The sequence below is a fragment of the Ralstonia edaphi genome, from assembly GCF_958350185.1.
GTDB classification, from domain to species: domain Bacteria; phylum Pseudomonadota; class Gammaproteobacteria; order Burkholderiales; family Burkholderiaceae; genus Ralstonia; species Ralstonia edaphi.
This window is the reverse complement of sequence record NZ_CATWHI010000003.1, coordinates 867,367-882,297: the sequence shown is the minus strand read 5'-3', so window position 1 is coordinate 882,297 and position 14,931 is coordinate 867,367. Positions and strand designations below refer to the sequence as shown.

Sequence of the window (14,931 nt, the reverse complement as noted above, 5' to 3'; positions counted from 1 at the left end):
ACACACTTCGCCGACGGTCACTCAGATTTGGCTGGCGAAGCGTGCCTGCAGAAAATCGATGAACACGCGGAGCTTGCCCGGCATCTGCGGCATGCGGGGGAAATAGAGATGGAAGCGATACATCGGCGGGCACCAGTCTTCGAGCACCCGAACCAAGCGGCCAGCCGCCACATCCTCCGCGACGAGGTCTTCCAGCACGTGCGCCAAACCCACGCCCTGCTTCGCCGCCTCGACCATCGCCAGTACGTCATTGGCGATGAAGCCGCCGTTCACCTCCGCTGACTGATTGGCGCCATCGCTGGGTGCGGCAAACTCCCAGTCGTACAAGGCGCCGCTGCTGGGAAAGCGGTATCGGATGCAGCGATGGCCACGCAGGGCGTCCGGCGATTCCGGCGTGCCGTGTGCCAGCAGATACGCTGGACTGCCGACCACCGCGATGCGGCGCGCTGGCCCGACCGGCACGCCGACCATGTCGCGCTCGACACGCTCGCCGAAGCGGATGCCGACATCGAAGCGGTCGGCGACGATGGCGGACAGGCCGTCGTCCACCGAGACCTCCAGTTCGATGCGCGGATAGCGCGCGAGAAAATCGCCCAGCACCGGCCGTAGCACCGCCTGATACGCGACGCGCGAGGCCGTTACGCGCAACGCGCCGCGCGGCTCGGTCGCGCGCTCCCCGACTTCGGCCATGGCCCCGTACAGCGCATCGAGGCTCGGCCGCGCGACGGCGAGCAACGCTTCGCCCGCTTCCGTGGCACTGACCTGCCGCGTGGTACGCGCCAACAATTGCGCGCCGAGCGCGGACTCCAACCGCCGGATGGTCTGCGACAGCGCAGACGTCGAAACATCCAGCGCTGCGGCCGCCTGCGTGAAACTCCCCGCCTCCGCCACCCGGCGCAGCGCATCGAGCGCGGGCAGCAGGTCCGGATCGATTGTGAATTCTGTCTTCATAGTGCATCCGATTCTATCCACTTAATCCGCGTGACCGCGCTGCCTAGACTGGCGACTCCTCTCCCTAACCTGACAAGGACATCGCCATGCAGACACGACAACTCGGTCAATCCGACCTGTACATCTCTCCACTCGGCTTCGGCACGTGGGCCACGGGCGGCGGCAACTGGGAATATGGCTGGGGCGCGCAGGACGACCGCGATTCCATTGCCGCCATCGCCGCCGCTGCGGACGCCGGCATCAACTGGATCGACACCGCTGCCGCCTATGGGCTGGGCCACGCGGAAACGGTGGTCGGCCGCGCGCTGCGCACGTTGCCCGCAGACCGCCGCCCGTACGTGTTCACCAAGGGTTCGCTGGTGTGGGATGCGCAGGGGCGGATTTCGCATTCGCTCGACCCAGCATCGCTTTCACGTGAAATCGACGAGAGCCTGCGCCGCCTGAACGTCGAGGCGATCGACCTGTACCAGATCCACTGGCCGGCCTTCCCGCCCGGGGCGCCGGAGCAATCGATCGAAGCCGCCATCGCTGCGCTGGCAGATGCACAGCGTGCCGGCAAGATCCGCCATATCGGCGTGTCGAATTTCGATGCGGCGCAAATGGAACGCGCCCGCTCCGTCGCGCCGATCGCCTCGCTGCAACCGCCCTACTCGCTGCTGATGCGCGGCATCGAGGAGTCCATCCTGCCGTACACGGCGGCGCATGGCATCGGCAACATCGTCTATTCGCCGCTGCAATCGGGACTGCTGTCGGGGCGCATGACGCGCGAGCGCATCGCCGCGCTGCCCGCCGATGACTGGCGCGCGCAGCGCAGCCCTGAATTTCAGGAGCCGAACCTGACGCGCAACCTGGCGCTGGTGGAGGTGCTGCGTGGCGTCGGCGCCCGGCATGGGCGCACGCCCGCCGAAGTCGCCATCGCGTGGACGCTGCGCAACCCGGTGGTGACGGGCGCCATCGTCGGCGTGCGACGGCCGGATCAGCTTGACGGCCTGCTCGGCGCGGCCAGCCTGAAACTGACGGATGCGGATCTCGCGGAAATCGACGCCGCGCGGCCGGAAACCACGGCGTCGCCAGTGCCACAAAGCCTCGTCAACGCTTGAAACTTGCTCCGCTAAACAAAGCAAAACGCACGGCGCGAACCGTGCGTTTTGCGTGGACCGATGACGTTGGCTACGTCGTCAGTTCTGCAGCTTCCACTTGCCGTCCTTGATTTCGACCATGACGCGCGAGCGCTGGTCGAGACCAAGGTGGTCCTTCGCGTTCATATTCATCACGCCGTGCGAGATCGCCAGATTGGTCGTCGTCTCCATCGCGTCGCGCAATCCCTTGCGGAACGCCGGCGTACCGGGTTGGCCCTTTTTCAGCGCTTCCGGCATCGCATTGGTGAGCAACAAACCGGCATCCCACATGTGGCCGCCAAAGGTGGAAACCTGCCCGCCGTAGGCCTTTTCATATGCCGTCTTGTACGCCAGCGCCGGCTTCTTCACCGGGTTGCTGTCTGGCAGCTGCTCGGCCACGAGGATGGGGCCCGCCGGCAGGTAGGTGCCTTCGCAGTCCTTGCCGCACACACGCAGGAAGTCGGCGTTCGCCACCCCGTGCGTCTGATACAGCTTGCCCTTGTAGCCCCGCTCCTTGAGCGCACGTTCCGGCAGCGCGGCCGGCGTACCCGAGCCTGCGATCAGCACTGCATCCGGATTGGCCGCCATGATCTTCAGCACCTGGCCTGTCACCGACGTATCGGTGCGCGCAAACCGCTCGTTAGCGACAACCTTCAGCTTGCGCAGCCCCGCCACCTTGTCGAACTCCTGCGCCCACGAATCGCCATAGGCATCGGCAAAGCCGATCAGCGCGACGGTCTTCACGCCATGGTTTGCCATGTGCTCGGCAATGGCCGTCGCCATGTGCGAATCGTTCTGCGGCGTCTTGAAGACCCACGTGCGCTTGGCGTCCATCGGCTCGACGATCCGCGCGGAGGCGGCCAGCGTGATCATCGGCGTTTCGTTCTCGGCCACCACGTCGACCATCGCCAGCGAGTTGGGCGTGACGGTCGAACCGATCACCAGGTCGACCTTGTCTTCGGTGATGAGCTTGCGCGTGTTCTTGACGGCGGTGGTCGTGTCAGACGCATCGTCGAGCACGATGTACTCGACCTTCTTGCCGGCGATTTCCTTGGGCAGCAGCGCCACGGTGTTCTTCTCGGGAATCCCCAGCGACGCCGCCGGCCCGGTGGCCGACACCGTGATGCCGACCTTCACCTGGGCGAATGCCGTACCGGCCAACAGCGCCGTCGCGGCGAGTGCAATGCGGGATGCGCGCGATACCTTCATGCCGTCTCCTGAGATAGGTCGAGCGGGTCTGCGCCCGCCCTGAATCTGCGATTGACCGACCGATGGGTCGGGGATGAACGAGTCTAGAAGGAGTCACGCCACGCGGGCAAGGGGGAGATACCCCGAACCTTAACGTGTTCACGACCTGGGCGGATTCAGCCCACGCGATACACCCGGCCGCTCTGCACGCCTTCCACGCTGCGCCGGTACGCCAACGCCGCGCGCGCTGCCGAGACCGGCTCGAAGCCCGGGAAGAACGGGCCATATGCCTCCATGGATTCGGTCAGCACCGTCGGGCTTACAGCGTTGATGCGGATGCCGCGCGGCAGCTCGCACGCGGCGGCGCGCACAAAGCCCTCCACGCCCGCGTTCACCGCAGTGGCGTTGGCGCCTTGTGCGATCGGCTCCTGCCCTACGATGCCGGTCGTCAGCGTGATCGAGCCGCCGTCGTTCAGATAATGCTGACCGACCAGCGCCAGGCGCACCTGGCCAAGCAGCTTGTCCTGCAGGCCAACGTTGAAATCCGCGGCCGTCATCTTGGTCAACGGCCCGAAGAACAGGTTACCCGCGGTGGAGACGATCGCGTCGACGCGGCCAAGCTTGTCGAACAGCGCCGCCACGCTGTCTGCGTTGGTGATGTCGACTTGATGCTCGCCCTGCGTGCGGCCGACGCGGATGATTTCGTGCGTCCCGCCCTGCTCCAGTTCTGCCACCACGGCGCGGCCCAGTGTGCCGCTGGCGCCAATCACGACGATTTTCATGCTCTGCTCCTTCGCAAATCCGGTTGGAATGGCGCCTATTCTTGGCCGAACCCCTCATGCGATAAAGCCGTGATACCTTCGGGCATTCCAAATCAATGGTTCGGAATATGGACAAGCTGCGCAGCATGGAGACCTTCGTTGCCGTGGTCGAAGGCGGCAACTTCACCGAGGCCGCGGCGCGGCTCGAGATGTCCGCGGTGATGGTCGGCAAATATGTCAGCGCGCTGGAGACGCAACTGGGCGCACGCCTGCTCCAGCGCAGCACGCGCCGCCAAAGCCTGACCGACGCCGGACGCGTGTTCTACGAAGATGCCAAGCGTGTGCTGGAACAGGTGCGCTGGGCGGAAACCTCCGTCGAACGGTTGCGCGCGTCGCCTTCGGGCACGCTGCGCGTGAGCGCGCCGACCACGTTCGGCGCGTGCGTGATTGCGCCACTGGCCGCGACGTTCCAGCAGGCACATCCGCAGGTGCGCGTGGAGTTGAACCTCAGCAACAGCATGGTCGATCTCGTCGACGAGGGGTTCGATCTCGCCATCCGCATCGGCCCGCTGGGCGATGCCGATCTGGTGGCCAAGCCGCTGTGCGTGTATCGCATGGTCATCTGTGCGTCGCCGGAGTACCTGGCGCGGTACGGCCGACCGGAAACGCCGGCCGACCTGCCGCAGCATCGCTGCCTGTCGCACATGGTGTGGAACAACCGCAATGCGTGGCAGCTTGCCGGCTGGAGCGGCGCCACGCCCTGGCGCGACGACCCGGCCTTCACATGCAACGACGGCCATGGCCTGCGCGCGGCAGCGGTTGCCGGAGCCGGCCTGCTGCTGCAGCCCGAAGTGCTCGTCGCCGAAGACCTCGCCAGCGGCCGACTCGTGCGCGTGCTGCAGGCGTATGCGCCCGAACCGCGGCCGATTCATGTGGTGTATCGGCAGGATCGGCGGCCGCTGCCGAAGCTTTCCGGTTTTGTGGAGCATTTGCTGGAGCAGGTCACGGCACGCGTGCCGGCCTAGCGCACGAATTCGTAAGGCATGGTTACTCGCCAGGTCCGCTTATCGGCTAGGCTCATCCGTTTGATCCTCCTCACATCGCTATGCCCGCACTCTCGGTTTCAGTGGATGGCCAACTTCTCGCGACGGTCTCGAGCGAGGACGGATACAACATGCTGAGCCTTCACGTGAGCTGCTCCCGGATCGACGAAAACTTCGCGACATTGAATCTCAGCGGTGGCTTTTATCCTGAGGAAGGTGACAGTACGTATCTCACATGGATCGACATGATGCCGATCCAGGCGACCCAGACGATCACCGTGTCGCTGCTCGACGAAGGTGTGACCACGCATCGGGGTAAGACCATCCAAGAGTTGTCTGACGACGATTCGGAAGCCTTCGACTATGAGCAGATGCCTCCTGTCTCGGAGATGGTCGCAGAGCTAAAGAAACGCCCTCTTCTGCGAAGTGAATACACATTCAAGTTCCTTGCGCCGGACTGCACACAACTTAACGGTCAAACGCTGCCAGAGGAGGAGTCGCTGGCAATGTCTGTCATTTGGCATGCACTGCATCGGGATGGCAAGGCACGTGTATCGCTCCATAGCTCCACGCTGGAAGGGCTCGCGGTGCGCGCCCCGTCGAATGATCATGCCAGGTACAAGCTCGGCATTGGCGAATCCATCGAACTACAGCTCGGCACTCTCCCAGCACCATGAACCCCGAAGACCTCCAACGCCTCGTCACCACGCAAATGCCCTTCGGCAAGTACAAGGGCCGCCTGATTGCCGACCTGCCGGGCCATTACCTCAACTGGTTCGCGCGCGAGGGCTTTCCGCCGGGGCAGATCGGCCGCTTGCTGGCGCTGATGCAGGAGCTGGATCACAACGGCCTGAAGGGTCTGCTCGACCCATTGCGCCAGGGCCGCTGACAACGCGATCGATCAATCGCCGTTGATGTAACGCAGCAGCCCCGTCGCCAACGCATCAAACACGACGCGGCAGCGCGGGCTGTCACGCAGGTCTTCGTGCATGGCAAGCCAGGTGTCGAGCGTGATGGAAACCTGATCGCTGAACAGCCGAACCAGATCTGCGTTGTGCCGCACCAGGCCCACCTGGCAGAAGCCGATGCCAAAGCCGGCGCGCAGCGCAGCAATTGCAGCCAGGTCACTGTCGGTGCGCAGTGCGAAGCGGTTGCGTTGGATCCACGGGAACTGCGCTCGCACGCTGCGCAGGAATGCGTTCTCCTTGTCGTAGCCGATCAACGTGTGGCCAGCGAGTTCTTCCACCGTGGTTGGCGTGCCGCGCTGTGCCAGATAGCGCTGGTGCGCAAACATCCCCAATTCAATCTCCCCCAAGTGCCGCGCGACGAGCACGCCTTGGCTCGGTGGCTGCATGCGCACGGCGATGTCCGCCTCGCGGCGCAGCAGGTCTTCCATCCGGTTTGACGGCACCAGTTCGAGCGTCAGCTCCGGATAGGCGGCGTGCAGATCGGCGAGGATGGGCGGCAGCACCTCCACCGCCACCACCTCGCTGGCGGTGATGCGCACGGTGCCGCGCACGCCCTCGCCGTGGCTGGACGCGGCGCGCAGCAAGGCGGCGCTCGTGGCTTCGAGCGACTCCGCAAACGGCCGAAGGGATAGCGCCGCTTCCGTTGGGCTCAGCCCCTGCTGCGTTCGGATGAAGAGCGACATGTCCAGCGCCCGTTCGAGCGCATCGACATGCCGCCCTGCCGTGGGCTGCGTCAGCCCCAGTGCGCGGGCGGCGCCCGACAGCGATCCTTCTCGCACGACGGCAAGAAACGTCCGATACAACTCCCAGCCGGGCTCAGTTCCGCTCATACAAATTCGTATAGCTGCACGCTCATCATCAACAATTCCATTGAAGCACAGTCGCGCCCAGAATGCGTCCATCGCAACGCTCTCCCACACCTCAGGAGCACGGTCATGGAACAGGCAAACCAACAGGCAAAACGCATCGCATTGGTACTGGGCGCCACCGGCGGCATCGGCGGTGAAGTGGCCCGTCGGCTGGTGGCACGCGGCTGGCATGTGCGGGCGCTGCAGCGCAATCCGGAGGCGCTGACGAACCGAAACGCCGCGTTCGAATGGATTCGCGGCGACGCGATGGTGCGCGAAGACGTGGTCGGCGCGGCGCAGGATGCGGAACTGATCATCCACGCCGTCAACCCGCCGGGCTACAAGAACTGGGCCGGCCTGGTGCTGCCGATGATCGACAACACCATCGCCGCCGCCCGCGCTTCAGGTGCGCGCATCCTGCTGCCGGGCACGGTGTACAACTTTGCGCCGGACACGTTTCCCGTGCTGCGCGAAACGACTGCGCAGGCACCGCTCACGCGCAAGGGCAAGATCCGCGCAGAGCTGGAGCGCCGCATGCAGGCGGCAAGCGCCGACGGCGTGCGCAGCCTGATCGTGCGCGCGGGCGATTTCTTCGGGCCGCAAACCGGCAACACGTGGTTTGCCGGCGCGCTGGTCAGGCCGGGCAAGCCCGTGCGCACCGTCACGCAGCCCGGCGCCGCGGGCATCGGCCATCAATGGGCGTACTTGCCGGATGTGGCGGAAACGATGCTGCGCCTGGTCGAGCAAGGCGACCGTCTGCCGGACTTCGCCGTCTATCACATGCGTGGTCACTGGGATGCCGACGGCACGCAGATGCCCGCTGCGATTGGCCGCGCGGTGGGCCGCCCCGTCAAAACGCGCGCATTCCCGTGGTGGCTGATGCCGGCGCTGGCGCCGTTCTCGGAGATGCTGCGCGAGATGCGCGAGATGCGCTACCTGTGGCAGCACCCGGTGCGCATGGACAACGCCAAGCTCGTGCAGGCACTCGGCGCCGAACCGCACACGCCGTGGGACGAAGCCGTGGGCGCGACGCTGCGCAGCCTAGGCTGCCGCTGAAACCCGCGCGGCCGTCGCCAGGAAGTGCGCAAGATCAGGCGTGCGCTGCCCGGCCACCTTGGCGAGGTCGTCCCACTGGCGCAGCTGCAGCGCATCGGCAGCGTATGGACGCTGCATGAAGGCCTCGGCTTCCTGCGCCGAAAACACGCCGCCTTGCAATGCCAGGCTCCGTACGGAATCGGCTGAGAGGCGCGCGTAGTAATGCGCATCCATCGCGCACAGGCAGCGCTTGGCATCCACATGCAGGCGAATCGGCTCCAGCACGGCATCGGGAAACGTCGCACGCAGAAACGGCAGCGCAAAGTACTGGTGCTGATCGTCGATGCCGTGAGCGGTTGGCGTCTCGCCCTGCAGGTTCAGCAGATGACCGAGGTCGTGCAGCAACGCGGCCGTGATGAGCTCATCCGAGGCGCCGGCCGCCTCCGCCAACGCCGCCGTCTGCAAGGCATGTTCGAGTTGGGTGACGGGCTCGCCGCTGTAGGCAAGGTTGCCGTGGCGGTCGAACAGCGTGCGGATGTCGTCGAGACTCAGGGCCATGATGCTGCGCGGGCAAATGCAGAACCTTGCAGCGTAGTCCGCCCGTGCGGCAACACGGTGACAACGCACCGCGCATTAGCCCGCGTGATCGGCGCGATTAGAAAGTTTGGTTGGGAATGCACGGCGCGCGGCCTTATCTTCAGTGCCTTCCCACACATCGGAGCGCATCATGCTCGCAGGACACGCCGTACAGGTCACGCAGGCGCTGGAACAGGTCGCGGACTATTGGTCGCCGCGCGTCGTCGGCCAGGTCAACGACCAATACATCAAGGTCGCCAAGCTCAAAGGCGAGTTCGTCTGGCACGACCACCCGAATGAAGACGAGCTGTTCTTCGTGGTCTACGGCCACCTGAAAATCGCTTTCGAAGACCGCGCCGATGTGCATCTCGGCCCCGGCGAATTCTGCGTCGTGCCGCGCGGCGTGCGTCACTTTCCGGTGGCCGACGAAGAATGCGGAATCATGCTGATCGAAACCGTAACCACGCAGCACACGGGCGATGTCGTTACCGAGCGCAGCGTGGCGCTCGAGAAGCAACTCAACGGATGAAGGCGTCGTAAGCCGTCTTCAAAATCAACGCCAGCACCACCACGATGAACACCTTGCGCACAAAGCGGCTGCCGTGCTGCAGCGCGAGGTGGCTGCCGACCTGATTGCCGGCGACGTTGGCCACCGCCATCACCAGGCCCAGCTGCCACCAGACGTGCCCCTTGGCGGCCAGCAGCAACAGCGCTGCCACGTTGGTCGCCAAGTTGACGATCTTGGTAGACGCCGACGCATGCAGGAAGTCGTACCCGAACACGCGCACGAACACGATCATCAGAAAGCTGCCGGTGCCCGGGCCAAACACGCCGTCGTAGAAACCGATGGCCGCGCCGGCCAGCAATGCCGCGGCGCGCTCGCGCCAGCCCTTGAGGCTCGGGGCGTGATCGGCGCCCAGGTTCTTCTTGGCCACCGTGTAGACGAGCAGCACCGCCAGCACGAACGGCAGCGCACGGCGCAGCGGCTCGGCCGGAATATGCGTCAGCGCCCACGCGCCGAGCAGCGAAAACACAAACGCCGTGACCACCGCCGGCGCCGTCGCGCCCCAATAGATGCGCACCGTGCGGCCGTAGCGCACCGCCGCCGTCGCCGTGCCCGACATCGACGCGACTTTGTTGGTGCCGATGAGCGTGGCGGGCGCGGTGTTCGGATACGCCGAGAACAGTGCGGGGATCTGCACCAGGCCGCCGCCACCGGCCACGGCATCGATCAGGCCAGCCAGAAAGCCGGCCACGGCGAGCAAAGCGAATTCCATCAGGAGAAACGTAACGGGAAGGATTAGCCCAGCGACTTGGGCGACGGACGTGCGCTGCGCCGCCAGCAGCCCGATGCGTCGGGCGCAAAGCCGAGTTCTGCGGCGTCTTCCGCCGAAAGCGCCGCGGGCGGCAACAGGACGTGGAGTATGCCATGTGCCCTGGCGTACTCATTGACGGCCGCCAGGGCCGCATCGCGCGTGGCCGTGTCACCGGAAAGCACCATCACGCCGACGGGCAACCACGCCACCAGACCGCCCAGCGCCAGATGGGGCACGAGCGTGATCGGCGCCACGCCGGCCAGCGCTTCACCCATTTCAACGAGGAAGCACGGATGCACGCTCGGATGGGCGAGCAGCGTATCGACGGCATGCGCGGCCTGCAGCGGCGAGGCGGTCGACGCGACGGCGGCCAGCAGGCGCGGCCGGTCTTCGGGCGTGGCAAGGCGAGTGGAGAACGTCATGGGCGGCTCAGGCGAAGGCGCCATTGTCATGCAGCGCGCGCATAGGCGTCGACACCGAATGCATTTCTCTTGTGAATTGGCGCGAACCAGAATGGATGCGTCACCCCACGGAGCCCGCCATGGCCGATCCGACACACGCCCTCACCCTGCAATTGCTGCAGTCGCTGGCCGAGCGGCCGCGGCCCTATGCTGAAGTGCTGGAAACGTGGCGGACGTCGTGCCCGCGGCTGTCGATCTGGGAAGATGCCTGCATCGACGGGCTGGTGGACTGCGTGCCCGATTCCGCGCCGGGGCTGCAGTTGGTGACGGTCAGCGCCCGGGGCCGTGCGCTGCTGGCCGGCGCCCTCGCGAAAGGCGAGCGCACAAACTAAAAGGCCCTGCCGGGGATCGCCTGGCAGGGCCTTCATTTATTTTGCATCTCCACCGTACATGCGGTGTGTGCTGTCGTCTCCTCGCTCCCGCCTCATTTATCTCGTGCGAAAACCGTAACGCGACTGTAAAAGATGCACCGCAATGCAGCAACTAGAGCAAACCCTTACGGTGCATGAGGCACCAAGTTCAGCCGTTCGGGTGAAATTTACCGGTATCTTCGCGCATTGTGGCGTCAACGCCGCAACCAAGGCACGCGCGCCGCAATTTCGCCCATGATCCCGCGGCGGAACGTCAGCACGCAGATCACGAAGATCGCGCCCGTGACCGTGGTGACCGATTCGCCGAGGATATTGAACCCGTCGATGCCGGTGGCTCCGGCCAGGAAGCTGCCGATGTCGCCAAGCTTGTTTTCCAGCGCGATCACCAGCGCGGCGCCCAGCAGCGGGCCCGACAGGATACCCAGGCCGCCCACCAGCGTCATGAGGATGACCGAGCCGGACATCGACCAGTGCACGTCCGTCAACGTCTCGAAGCCGAGCACCAGCGTCTTGAGCGAGCCGGCCAGGCCCGTGAGCGCCGCCGACAGCACGAAGGCCAGCAGCTTGAAGCGATCGGTGTCGTAGCCGAGCGACGTGGCGCGCGGCTCGTTCTCCTTGATCGCCTTGAGGATCTGCCCGAACGGCGAGTGGATAGTGCGCACGATCAGCAGGAACGCCGCGACCACGATCACGAGCACCACGTAATACAGCGTCAGGTCCGACGACAGGTCGAGCACGCCGAACAGCTTGCCGCGCGGCACGCCCTGCAGGCCGTCTTCGCCGCCGGTGAACGGCACCTGCAGGCAGAAGAAGTACAGCATCTGCGCCAGCGCCAGCGTAATCATCGCGAAGTAGATGCCCTGACGGCGGATGGCGAGCAGGCCCACGATCAGGCCGATGAACGCGCCGGCCGCGGTGCCGGCCAGCAAGCCGAGCTCGGGCGTGACGTGCAAGTCGCGCATCATGTAGCCGGCCACGTAGCCCGCGCCGCCAAAGAACGCCGCGTGCCCGAACGACAGCAGCCCCGTGTAGCCCAGCAGCAGATTGAACGCGGACGCAAACAGCACGAAGCACAGCAGCTTGGCGACGAACACCGGATAGGCGCCCACCAGCGGCGCGGCAATCAGTGCCACCAGCAGCAGGCCGTACAGGACGTATTTGAGGGAAGAAGAGTTGGTCATGTTGGCCGCGCCGCTCATTTCTCTTTACCGAACAGGCCCGCCGGACGCACCAGCAGCACCAGCACCATGATCACGAACACCACGGTGGACGACGCCTGTGGATAAAACACCTTGGTCAGCCCCTCGATCACGCCCAGGCCCAGCCCGGTGACGATCGAACCGAGAATCGACCCCATGCCGCCGATCACCACCACCGCAAACACGGTGATGATCATGCTCTGCCCCATCAGCGGCGAGATCTGGATGACCGGCGCCGCCAGCACGCCCGCAAACGCCGCCAGCGCCACGCCAAAACCGTAGGTGAGCGTGACCATCAGCGGCACGTTCACGCCAAAGGCTTCGACCAGCTTCGGATTCTCGGTGCCGGCGCGCAGGTACGCGCCCAGCTTTGTCTTCTCGATCATGAACCACGTGGCGAAGCACACCGCCAGCGACGCCACCACCACCCACGCGCGATAGTTGGGCAGCATCATGAAGCCGAGGTCGGTGGCGCCCTGCAGCAGTTGGGGCGTGTCGTACGGCAGGCCCGAGACGCCGTAGATGGCGCGGAACACGCCTTCGATAACGAGCGTCACGCCCAGCGTGAGCAGCAGGCCATAGAGGTGATCGAGCTTGTAGATGAACCGCAGCAGCGTGCGTTCGATCACCACGCCCAGCAGGCCGATCACCAGGGGCGACAGCACCAGCATCACCCAGTACGGCACGCCCAGGTACGAGAAGCCCATCCACGTGAGCACCGCGCCCAGCATGAACAGCGCACCGTGCGCAAAATTGATGACGTTGAGCAGCCCGAAGATGACCGCAAGGCCCAGGCTCAACATCGCATAGAAGGAACCGTTGACCAGACCCAGCAGCAGCTGGCTGAGCATGGCCGGTAGCGGAACGCCGAAAATTTCCATCGCGGTCAGGAGAAGAACGCCAACACAACGTTGATGGCGCCGCCATCCACACGGATGGCGGCGCCGGATTGCCTACGCTTTTACTTCTTCATCAGCGAGCACTTCGACTCGGCCGGCGTGGTGAAAGCCTGCTCGCCCGGGATCGTCGCCACGACCTTCAGGTAGTCCCACGGCTTCTTCGATTCGGCCGGCGACTTCACCTGCAGCAGGTACATGTCGTGGATGGCACGGCCGTCCTGGCGGATGGTGCCCTTCGTGTAGAAGTCGTCGATCTTGGTCTTCTTGAGCTGCGCGATGACCTTGTCCGGATCGTCCGTGCCGGCAGCGGCCACGGCCTTGATGTAGTTCGACACCGCCGAGTAGTCCGCCGCCTGCAGGCTGCTCGGCATCTTCTTCATCTTCATGAAGTAGCGGTTGGCGAACTTGCGCGTGGCGTCGTTCATGTCCCAGTACCAGCTGTCGGTCATCAACAGGCCTTCAGCCGTCTGCAGGCCCAGGCTATGCACGTCGTTGATGAACATCAGCAGGCCGGCGATCTTCATCGACTTGGTGATGCCGAATTCCTTGGCGGCCTTGATCGAGTTGATCGTGTCGCCGCCGGCGTTGGCCAGGCCCAGGATCTGCGCCTTAGACGACTGCGCCTGCAGCAGGTACGACGAGAAATCCGACGCCGACAGCGGGTGCTTGACCGAACCCACCACCGTGCCGCCGTTGGCCTTCACCACGGCCGTGGTGTCGTTCTCCAGCGAATGGCCGAAGGCGTAATCAGCGGTCAGGAAGAACCACGACTTGCCGCCCTGCTTGACCACCGCGCTGCCTGTGCCCTTGGCCAGCGCCACCGTGTCGTATGCATAGTGGATCGTGTACGGCGTGCACTCTTCGTTGGTCAGGCGCGCCGTGCCCGCACCGATGTCGATGAACACGCGCTTCTTCTCAGAGGCCACCTTGTTCATCGCCAGGCCCGTGGCGGAGTTCGTGCCGCCCAGCAGCATGTCCAGGCCTTGCTGATCCATCCATTCACGCGCCTTCGATGCGGCAATGTCGGCCTTGTTCTGGTGATCGGCCGTCACGAGTTCGATCGGCTTGCCCAGCACCTTGCCGCCCGCATCCTCGATCGCCATCTTGACCGCCTCGACACCGCCCTGCCCGTCGATGTCGGCATACAGACCCGAGAGATCGGTGATGTAGCCGATCTTCACCTTGTCGCCGCTCACCTGCGCATGCGCGCCGAATGCAGCCGCGCCCAGCCCTACCGCCATCAATGCACCAGCCAGCTTCTTGAGTGTCATGGTCTTGTCTCCTGTGTCGTGCGCGCCGCGGATCACGCTGGCGCATGGGTCTTGCAAGTCGATCGGGAAAACGTCTTACACGCCGAGCAGTTCGTGCAGCACCGGCATCTTGTCCTGCAGTTGCGCCGCCTCGAAACGCTCGACGATGCGGCCGTGTTCCATCACATAAAAGCGATCTGCCAGCGGCGCGGCGAAGCGGAAGTTCTGCTCCACCATCACCACCGTGTAGCCGCGCTTCTTGAGCATCAGGATCATGCGGGCCAGCGCCTGCACGATCACCGGCGCAAGGCCCTCGGAAATCTCGTCGAGCAGCAATAGGTTCGCGCCCGTGCGCAGGATGCGCCCGACCGCCAGCATCTGCTGCTCGCCGCCCGACAGGCGCGTGCCCTGGCTCTGGCGGCGCTCGGCCAGGTTCGGGAACATCTCGTAGATTTCTTCGATGCTCATGCCGGCATTGCCGGTCTTGGCGACTTGCCCCTTCAGTACCGGCGGCAGCATCAGGTTCTCTTCGCACGAGAGGCTCGAGAAGATGCCGCGCTCTTCGGGGCAATAACCGATGCCGCAGTGGGCGATCTTGTGGGTCGGCAGGTCGATTGTTTCCACGCCCTGGCCGCTTGCGTCGTGCACGACGATGGAGCCCTTGCGCGTGCCCACCAGGCCCATGATGGCGCGCAGCGTGGTGGTGCGGCCCGCGCCGTTGCGGCCGAGCAGCGTGACCACCTCGCCGCGGTTCACGGTCAGGTCGACACCATGCAGGATGTGCGATTCGCCGTACCAGGCGTGCAGGTCCTTGATCTGGAGCGCGGGCGTGCTCATGCAGTGTTCTCGTGTGTTCGGGTCTAGCGTTCGCTTACGTTTGATACGCGGCATGCAGCCGCGTCGCGTGATCGATCAGCGTCGATCAGTGGCCTCAACAGCGTCAACAG

18 protein-coding genes are annotated in these 14,931 nt (G+C 64.9%); 7 read left to right on the top strand and 11 right to left on the bottom strand.

Going from position 1 to position 14,931, the window contains the following annotated elements; genetic code table 11:
* Positions 1 to 21: 21 nt before the first annotated feature.
* A complete protein-coding gene (locus R2669_RS14605; RefSeq protein WP_316900806.1) occupies positions 22 to 951 on the bottom strand; it encodes a LysR family transcriptional regulator in 930 nt (309 codons plus the stop codon).
* An 86-nt stretch (positions 952 to 1,037) separates the two neighbouring features.
* Here R2669_RS14605 and R2669_RS14600 point away from each other — a divergent pair, with 86 nt between their 5' ends.
* Positions 1,038 to 2,051: an aldo/keto reductase gene (locus R2669_RS14600; protein ID WP_316900804.1), complete on the top strand. Its 1,014-nt coding sequence runs from the start codon at positions 1,038 to 1,040 to the stop codon at positions 2,049 to 2,051.
* Between the two features lie 78 nt (positions 2,052 to 2,129).
* On the opposite strand, the gene R2669_RS14595 is transcribed toward R2669_RS14600, so the two are convergent.
* Both R2669_RS14595 and R2669_RS14590 read right to left on the bottom strand, forming a co-directional pair.
* Positions 2,130 to 3,278: an ABC transporter substrate-binding protein gene (locus R2669_RS14595; protein ID WP_316900802.1), complete on the bottom strand. Its 1,149-nt coding sequence runs from the start codon at positions 3,276 to 3,278 to the stop codon at positions 2,130 to 2,132.
* A 155-nt stretch (positions 3,279 to 3,433) separates the two neighbouring features.
* Positions 3,434 to 4,039: a short chain dehydrogenase gene (locus R2669_RS14590; RefSeq protein WP_147214304.1), complete on the bottom strand. Its 606-nt coding sequence runs from the start codon at positions 4,037 to 4,039 to the stop codon at positions 3,434 to 3,436.
* Between the two features lie 107 nt (positions 4,040 to 4,146).
* Between R2669_RS14590 and crgA the strand changes: the two genes are divergently transcribed.
* From crgA to R2669_RS14575, 3 genes are all read left to right on the top strand, one after another.
* Positions 4,147 to 5,043, top strand: a complete 897-nt coding sequence (gene crgA / locus R2669_RS14585; protein WP_316889139.1) for a LysR family transcriptional regulator CrgA — start codon at positions 4,147 to 4,149, stop codon at positions 5,041 to 5,043.
* A gap of 149 nt (positions 5,044 to 5,192) precedes the next feature.
* Positions 5,193 to 5,738, top strand: a complete 546-nt coding sequence (locus tag R2669_RS14580; RefSeq protein ID WP_316889138.1) for a hypothetical protein — start codon at positions 5,193 to 5,195, stop codon at positions 5,736 to 5,738.
* A complete protein-coding gene (locus tag R2669_RS14575) occupies positions 5,735 to 5,950 on the top strand; it encodes a DUF3820 family protein (RefSeq protein ID WP_027678837.1) in 216 nt (71 codons plus the stop codon). Before R2669_RS14580 ends, R2669_RS14575 begins: the two co-directional genes overlap by 4 nt.
* Positions 5,951 to 5,962: 12 nt before the next feature.
* On the opposite strand, the gene R2669_RS14570 is transcribed toward R2669_RS14575, so the two are convergent.
* Positions 5,963 to 6,859 (bottom strand): LysR family transcriptional regulator, encoded by an 897-nt coding sequence (locus tag R2669_RS14570; protein WP_316900800.1) that lies wholly within the window; start codon positions 6,857 to 6,859, stop codon positions 5,963 to 5,965.
* Between the two features lie 105 nt (positions 6,860 to 6,964).
* Between R2669_RS14570 and R2669_RS14565 the strand changes: the two genes are divergently transcribed.
* The gene (locus R2669_RS14565) at positions 6,965 to 7,933 is read left to right on the top strand and encodes an SDR family oxidoreductase (protein WP_316900798.1); all 969 of its coding nucleotides are present in this window, start codon (positions 6,965 to 6,967) and stop codon (positions 7,931 to 7,933) included.
* Here R2669_RS14565 and R2669_RS14560 read toward each other — a convergent pair.
* Complete coding sequence (locus R2669_RS14560; protein WP_316900796.1) at positions 7,919 to 8,470, bottom strand: phosphonate degradation HD-domain oxygenase; 552 nt, start codon at positions 8,468 to 8,470, stop codon at positions 7,919 to 7,921. The two genes, R2669_RS14565 and R2669_RS14560, sit on opposite strands and share 15 nt — an antisense overlap.
* A gap of 169 nt (positions 8,471 to 8,639) precedes the next feature.
* Here R2669_RS14560 and R2669_RS14555 point away from each other — a divergent pair, with 169 nt between their 5' ends.
* Entirely contained in the window at positions 8,640 to 9,017 is a 378-nt protein-coding gene (locus R2669_RS14555; protein ID WP_316900795.1) for a cupin domain-containing protein, read from the top strand.
* On the opposite strand, the gene R2669_RS14550 is transcribed toward R2669_RS14555, so the two are convergent.
* Both R2669_RS14550 and R2669_RS14545 read right to left on the bottom strand, forming a co-directional pair.
* Positions 9,007 to 9,765 (bottom strand): sulfite exporter TauE/SafE family protein, encoded by a 759-nt coding sequence (locus R2669_RS14550; protein ID WP_316900793.1) that lies wholly within the window; start codon positions 9,763 to 9,765, stop codon positions 9,007 to 9,009. The two genes, R2669_RS14555 and R2669_RS14550, sit on opposite strands and share 11 nt — an antisense overlap.
* A 23-nt stretch (positions 9,766 to 9,788) precedes the next feature.
* Positions 9,789 to 10,226 (bottom strand): hypothetical protein, encoded by a 438-nt coding sequence (locus tag R2669_RS14545; protein ID WP_316900791.1) that lies wholly within the window; start codon positions 10,224 to 10,226, stop codon positions 9,789 to 9,791.
* A 119-nt stretch (positions 10,227 to 10,345) separates the two neighbouring features.
* On the opposite strand from R2669_RS14545, the gene R2669_RS14540 reads away from it, so the two are divergent.
* Positions 10,346 to 10,597, top strand: a complete 252-nt coding sequence (locus R2669_RS14540; RefSeq protein ID WP_045785300.1) for a hypothetical protein — start codon at positions 10,346 to 10,348, stop codon at positions 10,595 to 10,597.
* Between the two features lie 233 nt (positions 10,598 to 10,830).
* Here the strand turns inward: R2669_RS14540 and R2669_RS14535 are convergent, their stop codons facing one another.
* The 4 genes from R2669_RS14535 to R2669_RS14520 form a co-directional block, all read right to left on the bottom strand.
* On the bottom strand, positions 10,831 to 11,817 hold the full coding sequence (locus tag R2669_RS14535) for a branched-chain amino acid ABC transporter permease (RefSeq protein ID WP_147214313.1): 987 nt from the start codon (positions 11,815 to 11,817) through the stop codon (positions 10,831 to 10,833).
* 14 nt (positions 11,818 to 11,831) lie between these two features.
* The gene (locus R2669_RS14530; protein ID WP_316900787.1) at positions 11,832 to 12,716 is read right to left on the bottom strand and encodes a branched-chain amino acid ABC transporter permease; all 885 of its coding nucleotides are present in this window, start codon (positions 12,714 to 12,716) and stop codon (positions 11,832 to 11,834) included.
* A gap of 80 nt (positions 12,717 to 12,796) precedes the next feature.
* Positions 12,797 to 14,005 (bottom strand): ABC transporter substrate-binding protein, encoded by a 1,209-nt coding sequence (locus tag R2669_RS14525; protein ID WP_027678828.1) that lies wholly within the window; start codon positions 14,003 to 14,005, stop codon positions 12,797 to 12,799.
* 75 nt (positions 14,006 to 14,080) lie between these two features.
* On the bottom strand, positions 14,081 to 14,821 hold the full coding sequence (locus tag R2669_RS14520; protein WP_027678827.1) for an ABC transporter ATP-binding protein: 741 nt from the start codon (positions 14,819 to 14,821) through the stop codon (positions 14,081 to 14,083).
* Positions 14,822 to 14,931 lie beyond the last annotated feature (110 nt).